The following is a 15,711-nucleotide window of genomic DNA, read 5'->3' as shown; positions in this document are numbered from 1 at the left end:
GACTACATATTGGCATACATCGGACCACCGCCGCCCTCGGGCGTCGTCCAGTTGATGTTCTGGTTCGGGTCCTTGATGTCGCAAGTCTTGCAGTGGACACAGTTCTGGGCGTTGATCTGGAACTTCTCCTCGCCGCTGACCTCATCCTTGATCCATTCGTAGACACCAGCCGGGCAATAGCGCGTCGACGGACCGGCAAACTCGCCCAGCTCCGAGCTCTCCTGCAGAGCCATGTCGGCGACCTTGAGGTGAACCGGCTGGTTCTCCTCATGATTGGTGTTGGAGATGAAGACCGACGACAAGCGGTCGAAGGTCAGCACGCCATCGGGCTTTGGATAGGCGATCGGCGTGTGCTGCGAAGCCGGCTCAAGACTGGCGGCATCGGTTTTGCCATGGCTCATCGTGCCGAAGGGCGACCAGCCGCCAAACAGCGTATTGCACCACATGTCGATGCCGCCAAGCATGACGCCGAGAAGCGTACCGAATTTCGACCAGAGCGGTTTGACATTGCGGACGCGCTTGAGGTCCTTGGCGACCCAGGAATTCTCATAGGCGGCCTGGTATTCGCTGAGCTCGTCATGGGCGCGGCCGGACTGGATTGCGGCAAAGGCGGCTTCGGCGGCGAGCATGCCGGTTTTCATGGCGTTATGGCTGCCCTTGATGCGCGGGACGTTGACGAAACCGGCGGAACAACCGATCAGCGCGCCGCCCGGGAAGGCGAGCTTCGGCACGGATTGATAGCCGCCCTCGGTGATGGCGCGGGCGCCATAGGACAGACGCTCGCCGCCCTCCAGCGTCGCACTGATTGCCGGATGGGTTTTCAGACGCTGGAACTCGTCGAAGGGCGACAAATAAGGGTTCTTGTAATTGAGGTGAACGACGAAACCGATCGAGACCAGGTTCTCGCCATAATGATACATGAAGGAGCCGCCACCGGTCTTGCCGTCGAGCGGCCAGCCCATCGTGTGCTTGACCATGCCCGGCTTGTGGTTCTCCGGCTTCACGCGCCACAGCTCTTTCAGGCCGATGCCGAATTTCTGCGGTTCCTTGCCGGCGGAGAGATCGAAACGTTCGATCAGCTGCTTGGCCAGCGATCCGCGCACGCCCTCGCCGATCAGCGTGTACTTGCCGCGCAATTCCATGCCCGGCTGATAGCTGTCCTTGTGGGACCCGTCCTTCGCGACACCGAAATCGCCGGTCACGACGCCCTTGATGGCGCCGTCTTCCTCGACCAGCGCGGCAGCTGGAAATCCGGGATAAATCTCGACCCCCAGCGCCTCGGCCTGCTCACCGAGCCAGCGGCAGACATTGCCCAGCGACACGATATGGCAGCCATGATTGCTCATCAGCGGCGGGAAAAAGAAGGTCGGCAGGCTGATCGAACCGTGATGACCCAAGATCTCGAAGATGTCGGTCTTCACGGCATCATTGATTGGCGCGCCCATATTCTTCCAGTCGGGCAAAAGCTCGTTGAGTGCCTTGGGGTCGACCACGGCGCCGGACAGAATGTGAGCCCCGATTTCGGCGCCTTTTTCCAGCACCGCGATCGAGACCTCGGCCCCGGCCTCGGCGGCGAGCTGCTTGAGACGGATCGCAGCGGACAGGCCAGCGGGCCCGCCTCCAACGATGACAACGTCATAATCCATGGATTCGCGTTCGATGGCGGCGTCAGTCATGGGGAAGCGACCTCTTGTCTATACGGAATCAGCACATATCCGGCTTGCGGCTATCCGGTCATAGCTTAGGATCGCCCCGGCATCCAGCGCTTGCGGCGCAGGGAAGCCAAATTTGTGACGTTGACGTTCACGTAAGGACTGACCATTCAAACCTCCCCCCTCACCTTGGCCGACGAAAAAGCCCTCAAGGCGCTGATCGCTTGGTGGGAGGAGGCTGGAATCCCGCTCGACGAACCGATTGTACGTCCGCGCGCGGCGGCAGCACCGGCGGCGAGCCGATCTACAGCATCCGCTCCAGCGAGCCAGCCCCGTTCAACCGAACCCCGCCCGGCGACAGCGGCCTCGGCCAAGGCCGCCGGCTTTGGCGATGGAGTCAGTGACGGACCGGGGGCGCGCGAACTGGCGGCCAAGGCCGACACGCTGGACGCGCTGCGCACGGCGATTGAAGGCTTTCACGGCTGCCCGCTACGCAATACAGCGCGCAATACCGTGTTCGCCCGCGGCAATCCGGCGGCGAAAATCATGATTATCGGCGAGGCGCCCGGCCGCGATGAGGATATGGAGGGCCAACCCTTTGTCGGCCCCGCCGGGCTTTTGCTCGACCGGATCTTCGCCTCGATCGGGCTCACGCCGGACCAGCTCTACATCACCAATGTCATCAATTGGCGTCCGCCGGGCAATCGCAGCCCGACCCAAGACGAAATCGCCTCCTGCCTGCCCTTCATCGAGCGCCATATCGCGCTGATCAAGCCGGACCTTCTCATCCTGGCTGGCGATATCGCTGCGCGGACCCTGCTCGCCAGCAGCGAGAACATCACCAAGCTGCGCGGCCAATGGGTCGACTACCCGCTGCGCGACGCGGCGGGCGAGCCAACGGGCAACACCATCCCCGCCTTGCCGACCTTCCACCCCGCCTATCTCCTCAAGCGCCCAACGGAGAAGCGTTTCGTCTGGCCGGACATGCTGGCGCTGGCGAAACGGCTGGAGGGCTGACCACACCCGATTGCGAATGACGCCGCGATCCCGCTCGTGGAAAATTCATGGCCTTTATAATTTTTGTTCTTGATTTGTTCTAAATCTGAGTCATAGTCCAGCTCATGACCGAGCGCCCTGGAGGCTACGCCCAAAATGCCCCAATCCAGACCCCGCCGCCCCGGGGTCGAGGTGCTCGGTCAAACCTTTCCGGGCGGTTTGAAGCGACGAGCCGCGAAGCGTTTGATGATGGCTGGACCGATGGCTGGACTGAGGGCGATGCGACGCCGCCGCAACTGGCGACCATCGTTCTGAAGGACACATCGCGCTCAATCATCGCGACCAATAATTCGCCTGATATTTCCTTCGACCAGTCGATCAATCCCTATCGGGGTTGCGAGCATGGCTGCGTCTATTGTTACGCCCGGCCCAGCCACGCCTTTCTCGGCTATTCGCCAGGGCTCGATTTCGAGAGCGTGATCTTTTCCAAGCCCGATGCTGCCGCCTTGCTCGAGGCGGCCTTCAACAAGCCGGGCTATCGGCCGCGCCAGATCATGCTCGGCGCCAATACCGATGCCTGGCAGCCGCTCGAGCGCAGACTGGAAACGACGCGCGATATCCTCAAAGTCTTCGCCCGCTACAAACACCCGGTCAGCTTCATCACCAAATCGGCGCTGGTGCTACGTGATCTCGACATTCTCGCCCCGATGGCGCGCGCCGGCCTTGCCTCGGGTGCGATCTCGCTGACCACGCTCGACCGAAAGCTGGCGCGAGATCTGGAGCCACGCGCCGCCGCACCGCACCGACGGTTGGAAACGATCAAAGGGCTGAGCGAGGCCGGCATCCCAACAACGGTGATGATGGCGCCGGTGATACCGGGGCTGAATGATCACGAGATCGAAGCGCTATTGGCCGAAGCGGCGACCGCCGGTGCCAGCCGGGCCGGCTATGTGCTGCTGCGACTGCCCTTGGAGATCAAGGATCTGTTCCGCGACTGGCTCGCCGATAAACGCCCCGACAGCGCAGCCCGCGTTCTGTCGCTGTTGCGCCAGATGCGCGGCGGCAAGGATTATGACGCCAGCTGGGGCACACGCGGTCGCGGCACCGGCCCCTATGCCGAGCTGATCGCAGCGCGCTTTCGCGCGGCGGTAAAACGCAGCGGTCTGGATGGCGCGCGGCCCGTGCCCGATTTCGCCGCTTTCGAGCGCCCGCTCGGCTCGGCGACACAGCCCAGCCTGTTCTGAGCGCCCGAGGGTAGTTATTCGATTGCAGCCCTGCCGCGCATTGATTACAGATTGTGCTGGGGGAAACATCATCATGAAACTTGCCCGAAACCTGTGTCTGGGGCTTTGCGCCCTTGTTCTCAGCGGCTGCAATTTCAACGAAATGGTGGCCGGTATCGTGCCGGACGACGCAAAACCCATGCTGGCCGAATTGATCGCAGCGGTCTCGGATCACGATTTGGAGGCATTCCGCCCCTACCTCAACCCGGAAATCGATCAGGCGGCCATCGAGGCCGCCCTGCCGCAAATTCTCGAACTGCTGCCCGAAGGCCCGCCGCAGGAGGTCAAATTGACCTACGCCTATCTTGGCGCAAGCGCGACCCTCAACGCCGGGACGCAGCGGACGCTCGCAACGGTCCACACGCTGACCTGGGACGAGCAGGTTCTGATGTTGCGCCTGGAGATGACCTCCGATGAAACCGGAGTATGGGTGATCAACAGATTCAGGTTCACCACCCCCACGCCTGAGCAAGTGGCCACACCGCCCGCCTTCAGCGAGCTGACCCTGAGCCACAAGATTTTCGGTGTCGCAGCGATCTTGGTGCCCCTATTTGTGTTGTTCACCCTGATCGCCATGTTCCGCACGCCGCAGATCAAGCGCCGCATCCTCTGGACCCTCTTCATCCTGATCGGCTGCTACCCGCAATTCGCGATCAATTGGAGCACCGGCGCCTGGTGGCTTGCTTCACCCACCATACAGACCGGTGAGTCCGGCGCATCGCTCAACCTGATTGGTTTTCTCGTCTTCGGTGCTAGCATTCTGCGCGAGGGCATAGGCCCCTGGGTCATCGCAGTTTGCGTTCCGATCGGCGCCCTTTTCTTCTGGTACCGCCGAATGAAAGGTGGACCGACCCGCAAGACAAGGCTTGAAGAGCGGGTGGAGAGCTAGGCTTGACCGGCCCTCCGTCCCTGCCTGTACAGCGGGGCATACAGGCGCAACCGGCAGCACGCTTGTCAGCCTGAATGAGGGTGGTGCCGGGACATGATTTTGGCCGACCACCGGGATAGGTTCGGCGACCGCTCACCGGGAAGCCGATCATGTCCATGGACCAAACCTTGATTGCCGGCGTCGATGAAGCCGGGCGCGGCCCGCTCGCCGGGCCTGTTGTGGCGGCGGCGGTAATCCTGGATCCGGCCCGGCCGATTGCCGGGCTTGGTGATTCCAAGGCGATTTCCGAGAAGCGGCGCGCCAGCCTCGCCGTGCAGATCCGGCAATATGCTTGGGTTGGGGTTGGCATTGCCGAGCCGGAGGAGATTGACCGGCTCAACATATTGCAGGCGACGATGACGGCCATGGCGCGCGCGGTGCGCAATCTGCCACGGGCGCCCGGACATGTTCTGATCGATGGAAATCGCGTGCCGGTCGGACTGCCCTGCAGCGCCGAGGCGATCATCAAGGGGGATGCCACGGAAGCGGCGATTGGCGCGGCCTCGATTATTGCCAAGACGGTTCGCGACGCGCTGATGCTGCGCGCCGCGCTGCGTTTTCCCGGATACGGGTTTGAGGGGCACAAGGGCTATCCCAGCGCCATTCATCGTAACGCTCTGATCGCGCTCGGCCCTTGCCCGATTCACCGTTTCAGCTATGCGCCGGTCCGAACGGCGCTCGAAAACCGCTAGACGCAGAATCGGACTCGCGGGTCAAATTCGGACTCCTTGTGGATAACTTGATTCGGACTTAACGACCCGTTAGGCCTGAATGGCTGAGAACAGCCCCTCATGCAGGCGAGTGGAGTGGTGCGTTATGGTGAAGTCCCCGATCGATCAGATTTTCGAGGGCGAGTGCGTCGAAGTGATGAAAACGCTTCCCGATGCGAGCGTCGATCTCGTCTTCGCCGACCCGCCCTATAATCTCCAGCTCGGCGGCGACCTGCACCGGCCCGACAATTCCAAAGTCGATGCGGTCGATAATGACTGGGACCAGATCGGCGGTTTCGACGATTACGACCTCTTCACCTGGAGCTGGCTGGAACAGGCCCGCCGCGTGCTCAAGCCGAACGGCGCCATCTGGGTGATCGGCAGCTATCACAATATTTTCCGCGTCGGCGGCATCCTGCAGGATGCCGGATTTTGGGTCCTCAATGACATCATCTGGCGCAAGACCAATCCGATGCCGAATTTCAAGGGCACGCGCTTTACCAATGCGCACGAGACCCTGATCTGGGCCGCCAAGACCAAGGACGGCCGTCCAACCTTCAATTATGCGGCGATGAAAGCCCTCAATGACGGCGTACAGATGCGCTCCGACTGGTCTCTGCCGATCTGTTCCGGTGGTGAGCGTCTCAAAGGCGAGGACGGCAAGAAGGCGCATCCGACGCAAAAGCCGGAATCGCTGCTGCACCGCGTCCTGCTCTCGACCACTAATCCAGGCGATCTCGTGCTCGACCCCTTCTTCGGCACCGGCACGACTGGCGCCGCCGCCAAACGTCTCGGCCGCCATTATATCGGCATTGAACGCGATGCCGAATATCTCAAAGTCGCCCGCGCACGGCTCGCTGAAATCCAGCCGGCCAGCAGCGATGCGATGTGCGTCACCCAGTCACCGCGCGCCCAGACCCGCATTCCCTTCGGCACGCTGGTCGAACGCGGTATGGTGAAGCCGGGCGATACGCTTTACTCGCCCAAGGGCCAACACACCGCCCGTGTGCGCGCCGATGGCTCGATTATCGCCGGTGACCGCTCCGGTTCGATCCATCAGGTCGGTGCCCAGATCCAGAGCGCACCGTCGTGCAATGGTTGGACTTATTGGCATATCCGCACCAAGCAGGGCCTCGCCCCGATCGATGTGATGCGGGCCGAGGTTCGGGCGACGCTCGAAAACTGACTCCTGTGAATAACTAGCGGCCGCCAACGTCTTTGCGCCGCGAGACCACCTTGTGCATCACGCTCGGCAGGGCGTGGTCCTGTAGCGCAGCGCCATCCGCCCAGATGCCTTCTTGCGGTTCCCAGCCAGGGCCCGCCTCGGCTTCGTGCACGGACAGGCGCAATTCGAAATGGGTGAAGACGTGGCGAATTTCCCCGCGATCCTCCCAGCTGGCCTCAAAAGGCGGCTCACCCGCCGCGCCGGCCTCACCCCACTCGCTCGACGGCACTTCCATCATCCCCCCCAGCAGGCCCTTGTCTGCGCGTTGGCGCAGCCAGATCCTGCCACCGCGCCGCACCAGCCAAGCGGTGCCATGACGGATCGGCCGGGCGATTTTCTTCAGCTTGCGTGGAAATTCGAGCATATCGCCTTGCGCCCTGGCCTCACAGGCAGAGCCCCACGGGCAGGCGTCGCAATCGGGGCTGCGCGGGGTGCAGATTGTAGCGCCGAGGTCCATGATCGCTTGGGCGTAATCGCCGGGACGAACAGGATCGGCGAGCTCGGCAGCAAGGCGGCGGATCTCCGGCTTGGCCTTCGGCATCGGTGTTTGAATTCGGTAAAAGCGGGTGAGGACGCGCTCGACATTGCCGTCAACAACGCTGGCCGGCTTGTCGAAGGCGGCGGCGAGAATGGCATTGGCAGTGTAATCGCCAATCCCGGGCAGCGCGCGCAGGCCATCCATCGTGTCGGGGAAATGCCCATCGAGCTCATTGGCGACCACCCCGGCACAGGCGTGCAGATTACGGGCGCGGGCGTAATAGCCCAGCCCGGCCCATTCGCGCATCACATCCTCGCGCGGCGCGGCGGCGAGGTCCTCGACGCGCGGCCACAGCTTGAGGAAGCGATGCCAATAGGGCGTTGCGTGCGGCACGGTGGTCTGTTGCAGCATGATCTCCGACAGCCAGATCGCATAAGGATCGGCTACATGCCCCGCGCGGCGGTCTTCCGGCCGCCGGCGCCAGGGCAGAGTGCGGCCTTCGCGGTCATACCAGCCAAGCAGGGCCTGGCGCAGGGCGTCAATTTTGGTCAGCGCGGCCATATGTTCCGTAACTTGCAGCGAGGCCTTATCGAGGCGACACTGCCAGCATGGTCTCGAAACCCCCTTCGTCAACTCTCGAACGGCAGGCGCGCCGCTTCCTCGAATCGCATCGCGGACGCCGTGCTATCCGCGCCGCGCCACCAGCCGGACGGGCTGCCGAACGCATTCTCAAACCATTGGCCAAACGTTTTGGCGTCGGGGTCGAGCGACTGGTCGAGCACTGGCCGGAAATTGTAGGCGCGCGTCTGGCCGAATGGTGCATGCCGGAAGCGATCCAGAATTCGGCCGGCAACAAGGTCTTGGTGATCCGCGCGCGCGGCCCGGCTGCCGCCGTGCTGCAGGCGGAGAGTCGGCGAATTCTTGAGCGCGTGCGCCTGTTTGCCGGAGACCGTGCCCCGACACGCCTGCGCGTTTTGCAGGGCGCCACACGTGCTCCCCTGCCCGCCGCCCGGCCGACGGCAAAGCCGCCAGCCGCACCGCAGGTGAGCGAGAGGGTAGAGGAATCCCTCGAGGCGCGGCTATTGTCCGCGCTTGATCGTTACGGCAATAGTGTCAAAGGCCGCAACGGCACCGATTTGTGATTCAGGGGGACACCCGCCATGCAACTGACCCGACGCGTATTCTCAGCCATCGCCTTGACCGCAACCCTGGCCTTGAGCGCCTGCGGCGGCGATGCCACTCCGGCCGGCGACAGCCAGTCGAGCTATGAGCGCGCCAATGATCGCGGCATCGGCAGCGCCACGGCGCCGCTGACCATGATCGAATACGCCTCAGTCGCCTGCAGCCATTGCGCCGCCTTCCACCAGGAAGTCTGGCCGATGCTTGAGAGCGACTATATCCAGACCGGCAAGGTGCGCTTTGTGTTCCGCGAAATGATTACCGGTTCGCCGCAATTTGCGATCGCCGGCTTCGCCCTGGCGCATTGCGTCGCGCCCGAGCGCTATTTCGACATGATCGATCTGTTGTTCCAACAGCAAAGAGCGATCTTCCAGGCTGCCGGCGAGCCCGGAGGTGCGCGTAGCCAATACCTCGCCATCGCCGCATCAATGGGGATGAGCGAAACGGCTTTCACAGCCTGCCTCGATAACCAGGATATCAATGCCGAGATCGTTGCCTCGCACGAGCAAGCCCTCGCCGATGGCATCGACAGCACGCCGCGCTTCCTGTTCAACGGCGAATTGCTGGAAGCCCGTCGGGCCCCAGGCGCCAGCGAGTTCACCTATTTCCTCGGCACCCGCCAGGTAATGATTGATGGCGAGCCGGTACCGGGCATTGTCGATGCGGACACATTCCGCCGCCTGATCGACCATCTTCTCGCCCAGTCGGATGGCGAAAGCGACGGGGAAGCCGCGGCCGCAGGCGAGCAGGAATAAGCGTCGGGAGCGGGCAGCTTTCAGTCGCAGCGCCATTCCCGAGCGGGTCGGCGCGGCGACTGCAGCCCACGCCTCGCTGTCTCACGACGCGCACGTATCGGACTGGCTATCCAATCTAACCTAGGGGAGTGTGCCGCTGTGCAACCGATCCGAACCATGTTTCCTGCGATTTTGGTCGCCTTGACCCTGTCTGTCGGCGCCTGCAGCGGTGGATCCGCTCCGGCTGGCGACGTTCAAACTGGCTTGGAACGCGCCGATGATCACGCAATTGGTAGCACCGACGCCCGCCTGACCATCACCGAGTATGCATCGGTCGCGTGTCACGCCTGCGCCGACTTCCACGACGCGATCTGGCCGATGCTGAGCGTTGAGTATATCGAGACAGGCAAGGTCCGCTTCGTCCTGCGCGAAATGCTCAACGGCTCAGCCCAATTGGCGGTTGTTGGGTTTTCGCTTGCCCACTGCGTCGCACCCGAGCGGTATTTCGACATGGTCGACCTGTTATTCCAGCAACAGAACGCGATCTTCCAAGCCGCCGGCCAGCCGGGCGGCGCGCGCAATCAATATCTCATCCTCGCCCGCTCGATGGGGATGAGCGAGGCAGCGTTTGATGCCTGCCTCAATAATCCGGACATCAGTGCGCCAATCATCGCCTCGAATGATCGCGCCATGAGCGAAGGCGTCAACGGCACGCCGCGCATTTTTCTGAACGGGGAGCAGCTTGATGCGCGCCGGGCTTCCGGTGCGGCCGGGGCGACATATTTCCTCGGAGACACCCAAATTCTGCTCGATGGCGAGCCGGTGCCTGCACGCGTCGATGCGGATACCTATCGCCGAATTCTCGACCATCTTCTTGCCCAACTCGACACGGAGACTGGGGAAGGATCCGATCCCGCAGACGCAGAGGACTGAGCCCTTGAAACCGATTACTCATCTATTCTGCAGCCTGATGCTCGCGCTGTTTATACTGGCCGGACTCACGGCCGCTGCCAGCGCCCAGTCCCCCGCCCAGGCGGAGCGGCCAGGCGATCACGCGACAGGGTCCGCGGGTGCCGAGCTGGTGATGGTGGAATATGCCTCCTTCGCCTGCCCGCATTGCGCCCATTTCCAAACCGAAGCTTGGCCGGTCATCCGCGACGAATTCGTCGAGACCGGTCGCGTGCGCTATATCTTCCGGCCGATGTTGACCTCACCGCCACAACTCGCGGCGATCGGCATGGTACTGGCCGAATGCGCCGATGAGAGCCGGTATTTCAGCGCGACGGACCTGTTATTCTCCGAACAATCCACAATTTTCGAGACCGCACAGGCCCAAGGCAATGTCGGGGCGGTCTATGACCGGATCGGCGGTGCTGTCGGCCTGTCGCCAGAAGCGCTGAACGCCTGTTTCGGCGATCCGGCAATGTCGGAAATGGTCAATGCCGCAGCAGTGCAAGCGAATGAAGATGGCATCACCGGCACGCCGAGCTTCATCATCCGCGGCAAGATCCTGGCCCTGTCGATGACCCCGCAAGGTGCGATCTACAATTGGGGCGACGAGCCGCTTTTGATCAATGGAGACACGGTCCCCGGACAATTGGACGGAGACACGCTGCGCCGAATCGTCCTTCACTTCCTCGACGGCGACGCGGAATAGCGCGGCCCGGACCCGTGTTTCACGCATTGATACCGGGCCATGACAGAGTACAGGACCCGATCGCCGGTCGGCGGTGATCGAAAGCTATGAGCATTAACGCGATGGAGGTCGGGTGAAATTCACGCAGCTCCGGCTGACCGGTTTCAAATCATTCGTCGATCCCGTGGACTTGCGGATCGACCCTGGCCTGACTGGCGTGATCGGACCCAATGGTTGCGGAAAATCCAACCTGCTTGAAGCTCTACGTTGGGTGATGGGGGCCACCTCGGCCAAATCCCTGCGCGGCGACGGCATGGAAGACGTGATCTTCTCCGGCACCGACAACCGCCCGGCACGCAATCATGCCGAGGTGATGCTCACCGTCGACAATTCCGACAAACGCGCCCCGGCCCGTTTCAATGATGCGGCCAGTCTTGATGTCACGCGCCGGATCGCGCGTGGCGCCGGCTCGGCTTACAAGATCAATGGCGAGGAAGTGCGGGCCAAGGATGTCCAGCTCCTGTTCGCCGATGCCGGTTCGGGCGCCAATTCCGCCGCCCTGGTGCGCCAGGGCCAGATCAGCGAGCTGATCGCCGCCAAGCCGGAAAATCGCCGCCGTATTCTCGAAGAAGCCGCTGGTGTTTCCGGTCTCAGGGCACGCCGCCACGAGGCCGAATTACGGCTACGCGGCGCGGAAACCAATCTCGACCGGCTGCAGGAAGTGATCGACGAGCTCAGTGCCCGCCATGGTTCGCTGCAGAAACAGGCCCGCCAGGCGGCACGCTACCGCAAGCTCTCGGCCAGCATCCGCACGCTGGAAGCCAGCGTCTGGCTCAATCGCTGGCGTGCGGCCGCGAGCTTGGTCGAAGAGAGCGAAGCGGCGCTGGTCGAAAAGCGTGAAGCGGCAGAAACAGCGACTGCGGCCGCCGCTGAAGCGCGGACCCAGGCGGAGATCCTTGCCGCGATGCGCGAGCCGGCGCGGCTGAAAGAGGCCGAAGCCGCGGCTGCCTTGCGACATCTCGAGCGCGAGCGCGACCGGATCGAACGCGATGCCGCTGAAGTCCAGCGGAGCATTGCCAGCCTCGAGGAACGCCTGCGCGAGCTCGCCTCTGCCACCGGCCGTGAACAGCATATCGTCGACGACGCCACCGCCAGCCGCGACCAGGCCAGCGCCGAGGTTGAACGGCTCGAAGCGGAAATGGCGCGCGAAAAATCAACGCTGGCCGGCGCCGAAGCCGCCGCCCTCGATGCGGACGCCCATCGCCGGGAAAAAGAAGCCCTGCTCGACGCCAAGGCCGGCGATGCGGCGGCGCGCCAGGCCGCACTGGAAAGCGCCCGGCGCGATGCCGAGCGGCTCGCGGCGCGCCTCGATCAAATCGAGCGCGAAATCACGACAGCCGGCGACGAGCGCCAACGCCTGCTAGCCTCCTCGGCTCTGTCCGAACTTGAGACCGCCCAGACCGCGCTGACCGAGAGCGAGGCCGCGCGCGAAGCTGCCAAGACGGCGCTCGAAGCCGCCGAACTCGCACGCCAGGATGCCGAGACCGGCCAACAGGCTGCAATCGAAGCGCTGCGCGAACTGGCGACCGAGCGTGAGACCCTTGAGCGCGAAGCGACGGCCATCGAACGCCTGCTTGCCAGCGCAATGCAGGGCAGCGTCTCGCCGGCCCTCAATGCGGTGCGTGCCCGCCCCGGCTATGAGCATGCCCTCGCGGCAGCGCTGGGCGATGATCTCGATGCTTCGCTGGATGAGAGCGCGGCGCGCCATTGGCACAAGACCGATTGCCATGCCGAAGCCCTGCCCGGCGGCTGTGTGCCGCTGTCTGACCATGTCGAGGCTCCTGCAGCCCTGAAGGCGCGCCTCGATGCCGTCGGTGTCATCAAGCCGGAGAAGGCCGAGGCGGCAGCCGCCAAGCTGAAACCCGGCCAGCGTCTGGTCACCCGCGATGGCGATCTGTGGCGTTGGGACGGGCTGGTTGCGCGAGCCGACGCGCCCTCCGCCGCCGTCGCCCGGCTGGAGCAACGCAATCGCCTCGACGCAATTCGCGAAGAGCTGGCAGGCAGCGAGGCCGCTTTTGCCGAGGCCACAAACCTGCGCGAGACCGCCCAGGCCCGCCTGGCCGAAACCCGCCAGACCGAACAGTCAGCCCGCGCCGCCATCGCCCCTGCCGAACGCGCTGTACGCACCGCCCAGGACAGCATTGCCAGCCTGCGCGAGACGGCGGCCAAGGCCTCGGCGCGTGCTGATGCGCTGGGCGAACGCCTGCAACGCCTCGAACTTGAACAATCCGAAAGCCAGACCGCGCTCGCGGCCGCCACCGGCCTGGTCACCGAGGCCGAGACCGCAGGCGATGACACTGAGGCGCTCGAGAGCGCCCGCAGCACAGCTGATAATGCCCGCCGGGTTGCTGCCGATGCACGGGCGGCACTGGAAAGCGTGCGCCGCGAATCGGAATTGCGCCGGCAGCGCCATCTCGCTGCCAAGCGCGACCGCGATGCCTGGGCCGAACGCTGCCAGACCGCAGCCGAGCGAATCGGACAGATCGCCGAACAAAGCACCGAGGCCCAGTCCGCGCTCGACCAGGCCTTGATGCGGCCGGACATGTTGCAACAGAATCTGCACGCCCTCACCGATACGCTGGAAGCTGCGACACACGCCGCCAGCGAGGCCCGCGCTGCGGCAGCAGGCACCGAGGACCAGCTCAAGGCCGCCGATAGCGCCGCCCGCTCGGCCGAACACGCTGCTTCCGCGGCGCGCGAAGGCCGCGCCGCCGCCGAGGCCCGGCTTGGCTCGGCCCGTGACCGGCTCAGCGAAACCACCGAGCGCCTGCAAGATGCGACCGGTGAGGCACCAGGAACCCTGTCCAAGCATGTCAGCGATGAGGAGCTCGAATCGCTTTCGGCCGGCGATGTGGAACGCCGGCTCGACGAAGCGCGCCAATCACGCGACCGGCTGGGCGCCGTCAATCTGCGCGCCGACGAGGAAGCCGAGGAATTGGCGAAGCGCGTTGAGGATATGAGCCGTGAACGCGACGATTTGCTTGCGGCCATCGACCGCCTGCGGAAGGCCGTCGACCAGTTGTCTCGCGAAGGCCGTGCCCGTCTTCTGGAAGCGTTCGACGTCGTCGACGGGCATTTCCGCACCCTGTTCGCGACCCTGTTCGAAGGCGGCCAAGCCGAATTGCGCCTGACCGAGAATGACGATCCGCTCGAGGCCGGGCTGGAAATCTACGCCTGTCCGCCGGGCAAGAAGATGGAAACGATGTCGCTGATGTCGGGCGGCGAGCAGGCGCTGACCGCTTCGGCATTGATATTCGCGGTCTTCCTGTCAAATCCGGCACCAGTCTGCGTTCTCGACGAAGTCGATGCGCCGCTCGACGATGCCAATGTTGACCGTTATTGCCGCATGCTCAATGAAATGCGGCGGATGACCGAAACGCGCTTTCTCGTCATCACTCACAACCCGCTCACCATGTCGCGCATGGACCGGCTCTACGGCGTCACCATGGCCGAAAGAGGCGTTTCCCAGCTGGTATCGGTCGACCTTGTCGGCGCGGAACAGCTGGTTGCCGCGGAATGAGTGTTTTCCGCAATTTTTTCAAAGATTTATTGGACACGCGCCTTTGCTTGACACTCCAAGGGGCCGAGTCTAGTTTGCGCGCGCCTGCCGGGAGGCTCGGCTGGCGGACCGATTTCCATGTCTGAACGAGACGATAGACCGAAAACACCCGACCGTAGCGAGGATCTGAAGGATTTTGACCGGCGCCTGAGCGAGAAGATCGCGCAGCACCGCGGCAAGACCCCGCAAGAGAACGATACGAGCAATGCCTGGAGTGTCAGCGTCAGATACGGTAGCGGCTTTGCCGGTGGTGTATTGGTCGGGACCGCACTGGGCTGGGCAGCGGACAAGTTTTTCGACATCGCGCCGTGGGGCATGCTGGTCGGACTGATACTGGGTTTTGCGGCCGGCTTGCGCAATATCATGCGCGAAGCGGCAGCGGCGAATGCTGAGACTGCGGCGAAAGCCGAAAATACTGGACGGGATGCCGGCGCCAAGCCGGGTTCTGACGCGACGAAAGAAGAAGAATGATGATGCTCGCCACCGATCCGATGCACCAATTCGTCGTGCAGCCCGTTCTCGAGCTGCCGACCCTGTTCGGTATCGATCTGACCATCACCAATGCGGCATTGTTCATGATCGTGACGACGCTGGTCACCAGCTTTGGACTGATCGCGTTGACCGGTCGCGGCGCCATGGTCCCGACCCGCTCGCAGTCGATCGCCGAGCTGCTCTATGGTTTCGTCGCCGATATGGTGCGTTCGATCATGGGCGAGGAAGGCCGCAAATTCTTCCCCTATGTGTTCACGCTCTTCACTTTCATTCTGGTCGCCAATCTGATCGGCATGTTCCCAGGCACCTATACGATCACCAGCCAGCTGGTTGTCACCTTCGCACTGGCGATGATCTCCTTCACCCTGGTTTTGATCACCGGCTTCGCCAAGAACGGTTTCGGCTTTCTCAAGCTGTTCGCGCCGGCTGGCCTGCCGCCGCTGATGTATATCCTGATCATTCCGATCGAGGTAATTTCCTTCCTGAGCCGTCCCTTCTCGCTGGCGATTCGTTTGTTCGCCAACATGATGGCCGGTCACACCCTGCTCAAATTGTTCGGCGGTTTCGTCCTGTCACTCTCGAGCATCGGCGCGGTTGGTATTGCCGCCGCCGTGATGCCACTCGCCGTTGCCACGGCGGTGACGGCGCTCGAGTTGATGATCGCCTTCCTGCAAGCCTATGTGTTCGCGGTGCTGACCTGCATCTATCTCAATGATGCACTGCATCCGACGCACTAGAGTTTTTCACCCTTCCAGCCACACACCTTATTCAACAGGAGC

General features: G+C 63.3%; 14 protein-coding genes. 12 read left to right on the top strand and 2 right to left on the bottom strand.

The genetic code is table 11. The features are described 5' to 3' along the window. Nucleotides 1-2 precede the first annotated feature (2 nt). Nucleotides 3-1,676 carry an electron transfer flavoprotein-ubiquinone oxidoreductase gene (locus tag AAC029_RS01420; RefSeq protein ID WP_339743173.1) on the bottom strand — a complete coding sequence of 558 codons (1,674 nt, stop codon included), beginning with the start codon at nucleotides 1,674-1,676 and terminating at the stop codon, nucleotides 3-5. A 165-nt stretch (nucleotides 1,677-1,841) separates the two neighbouring features. Between AAC029_RS01420 and AAC029_RS01415 the strand changes: the two genes are divergently transcribed. From AAC029_RS01415 to AAC029_RS01395, 5 genes are all read left to right on the top strand, one after another. Next, nucleotides 1,842-2,669, top strand: coding sequence for a uracil-DNA glycosylase (locus AAC029_RS01415; protein WP_339743171.1), 828 nt, complete (start codon nucleotides 1,842-1,844; stop codon nucleotides 2,667-2,669). Nucleotides 2,670-2,773: 104 nt separating this feature from the next. Continuing rightward, nucleotides 2,774-3,892, top strand: coding sequence for a PA0069 family radical SAM protein (locus AAC029_RS01410; protein WP_339743169.1), 1,119 nt, complete (start codon nucleotides 2,774-2,776; stop codon nucleotides 3,890-3,892). Nucleotides 3,893-3,965: 73 nt separating this feature from the next. After that, nucleotides 3,966-4,820 (top strand): hypothetical protein, encoded by an 855-nt coding sequence (locus tag AAC029_RS01405; protein WP_339743167.1) that lies wholly within the window; start codon nucleotides 3,966-3,968, stop codon nucleotides 4,818-4,820. Nucleotides 4,821-4,969: 149 nt separating this feature from the next. Next, the gene (locus tag AAC029_RS01400; RefSeq protein ID WP_339743165.1) at nucleotides 4,970-5,551 is read left to right on the top strand and encodes a ribonuclease HII; all 582 of its coding nucleotides are present in this window, start codon (nucleotides 4,970-4,972) and stop codon (nucleotides 5,549-5,551) included. A 124-nt stretch (nucleotides 5,552-5,675) separates the two neighbouring features. Further along, complete coding sequence (locus AAC029_RS01395; RefSeq protein WP_339743163.1) at nucleotides 5,676-6,755, top strand: site-specific DNA-methyltransferase; 1,080 nt, start codon at nucleotides 5,676-5,678, stop codon at nucleotides 6,753-6,755. 13 nt (nucleotides 6,756-6,768) lie between these two features. Here AAC029_RS01395 and mutY read toward each other — a convergent pair whose 3' ends face one another. After that, the gene (mutY, locus tag AAC029_RS01390; protein ID WP_339743161.1) at nucleotides 6,769-7,833 is read right to left on the bottom strand and encodes an A/G-specific adenine glycosylase; all 1,065 of its coding nucleotides are present in this window, start codon (nucleotides 7,831-7,833) and stop codon (nucleotides 6,769-6,771) included. A 47-nt stretch (nucleotides 7,834-7,880) separates the two neighbouring features. Here mutY and AAC029_RS01385 point away from each other — a divergent pair, with 47 nt between their 5' ends. The 7 genes from AAC029_RS01385 to AAC029_RS01355 all read left to right on the top strand — a co-directional run bounded on the left by AAC029_RS01385 (nucleotide 7,881) and on the right by AAC029_RS01355 (nucleotide 15,669). Beyond that, a complete protein-coding gene (locus AAC029_RS01385; protein ID WP_339743159.1) occupies nucleotides 7,881-8,414 on the top strand; it encodes a DUF721 domain-containing protein in 534 nt (177 codons plus the stop codon). Nucleotides 8,415-8,432: 18 nt separating this feature from the next. Then, a complete protein-coding gene (locus tag AAC029_RS01380) occupies nucleotides 8,433-9,206 on the top strand; it encodes a thioredoxin domain-containing protein (protein WP_339743156.1) in 774 nt (257 codons plus the stop codon). A gap of 156 nt (nucleotides 9,207-9,362) precedes the next feature. Further along, nucleotides 9,363-10,118, top strand: coding sequence for a thioredoxin domain-containing protein (locus tag AAC029_RS01375; protein WP_339743153.1), 756 nt, complete (start codon nucleotides 9,363-9,365; stop codon nucleotides 10,116-10,118). 4 nt (nucleotides 10,119-10,122) lie between these two features. Further along, nucleotides 10,123-10,842, top strand: coding sequence for a thioredoxin domain-containing protein (locus AAC029_RS01370; protein ID WP_339743149.1), 720 nt, complete (start codon nucleotides 10,123-10,125; stop codon nucleotides 10,840-10,842). A 112-nt stretch (nucleotides 10,843-10,954) separates the two neighbouring features. Then, nucleotides 10,955-14,401 carry a chromosome segregation protein SMC gene (smc, locus tag AAC029_RS01365; protein ID WP_339743146.1) on the top strand — a complete coding sequence of 1,149 codons (3,447 nt, stop codon included), beginning with the start codon at nucleotides 10,955-10,957 and terminating at the stop codon, nucleotides 14,399-14,401. A gap of 117 nt (nucleotides 14,402-14,518) precedes the next feature. After that, nucleotides 14,519-14,911 carry an AtpZ/AtpI family protein gene (locus AAC029_RS01360; RefSeq protein ID WP_339743143.1) on the top strand — a complete coding sequence of 131 codons (393 nt, stop codon included), beginning with the start codon at nucleotides 14,519-14,521 and terminating at the stop codon, nucleotides 14,909-14,911. Next, nucleotides 14,908-15,669, top strand: a complete 762-nt coding sequence (locus tag AAC029_RS01355) for a F0F1 ATP synthase subunit A (RefSeq protein ID WP_339743140.1) — start codon at nucleotides 14,908-14,910, stop codon at nucleotides 15,667-15,669. The genes AAC029_RS01360 and AAC029_RS01355 overlap by 4 nt, the downstream gene beginning before the upstream one ends. Nucleotides 15,670-15,711 lie beyond the last annotated feature (42 nt).

Source organism: uncultured Maricaulis sp. (assembly GCF_963975345.1).
Lineage (GTDB): Bacteria > Pseudomonadota > Alphaproteobacteria > Caulobacterales > Maricaulaceae > Maricaulis.
This window is presented reverse-complemented; position numbering and strand designations above follow the sequence as displayed.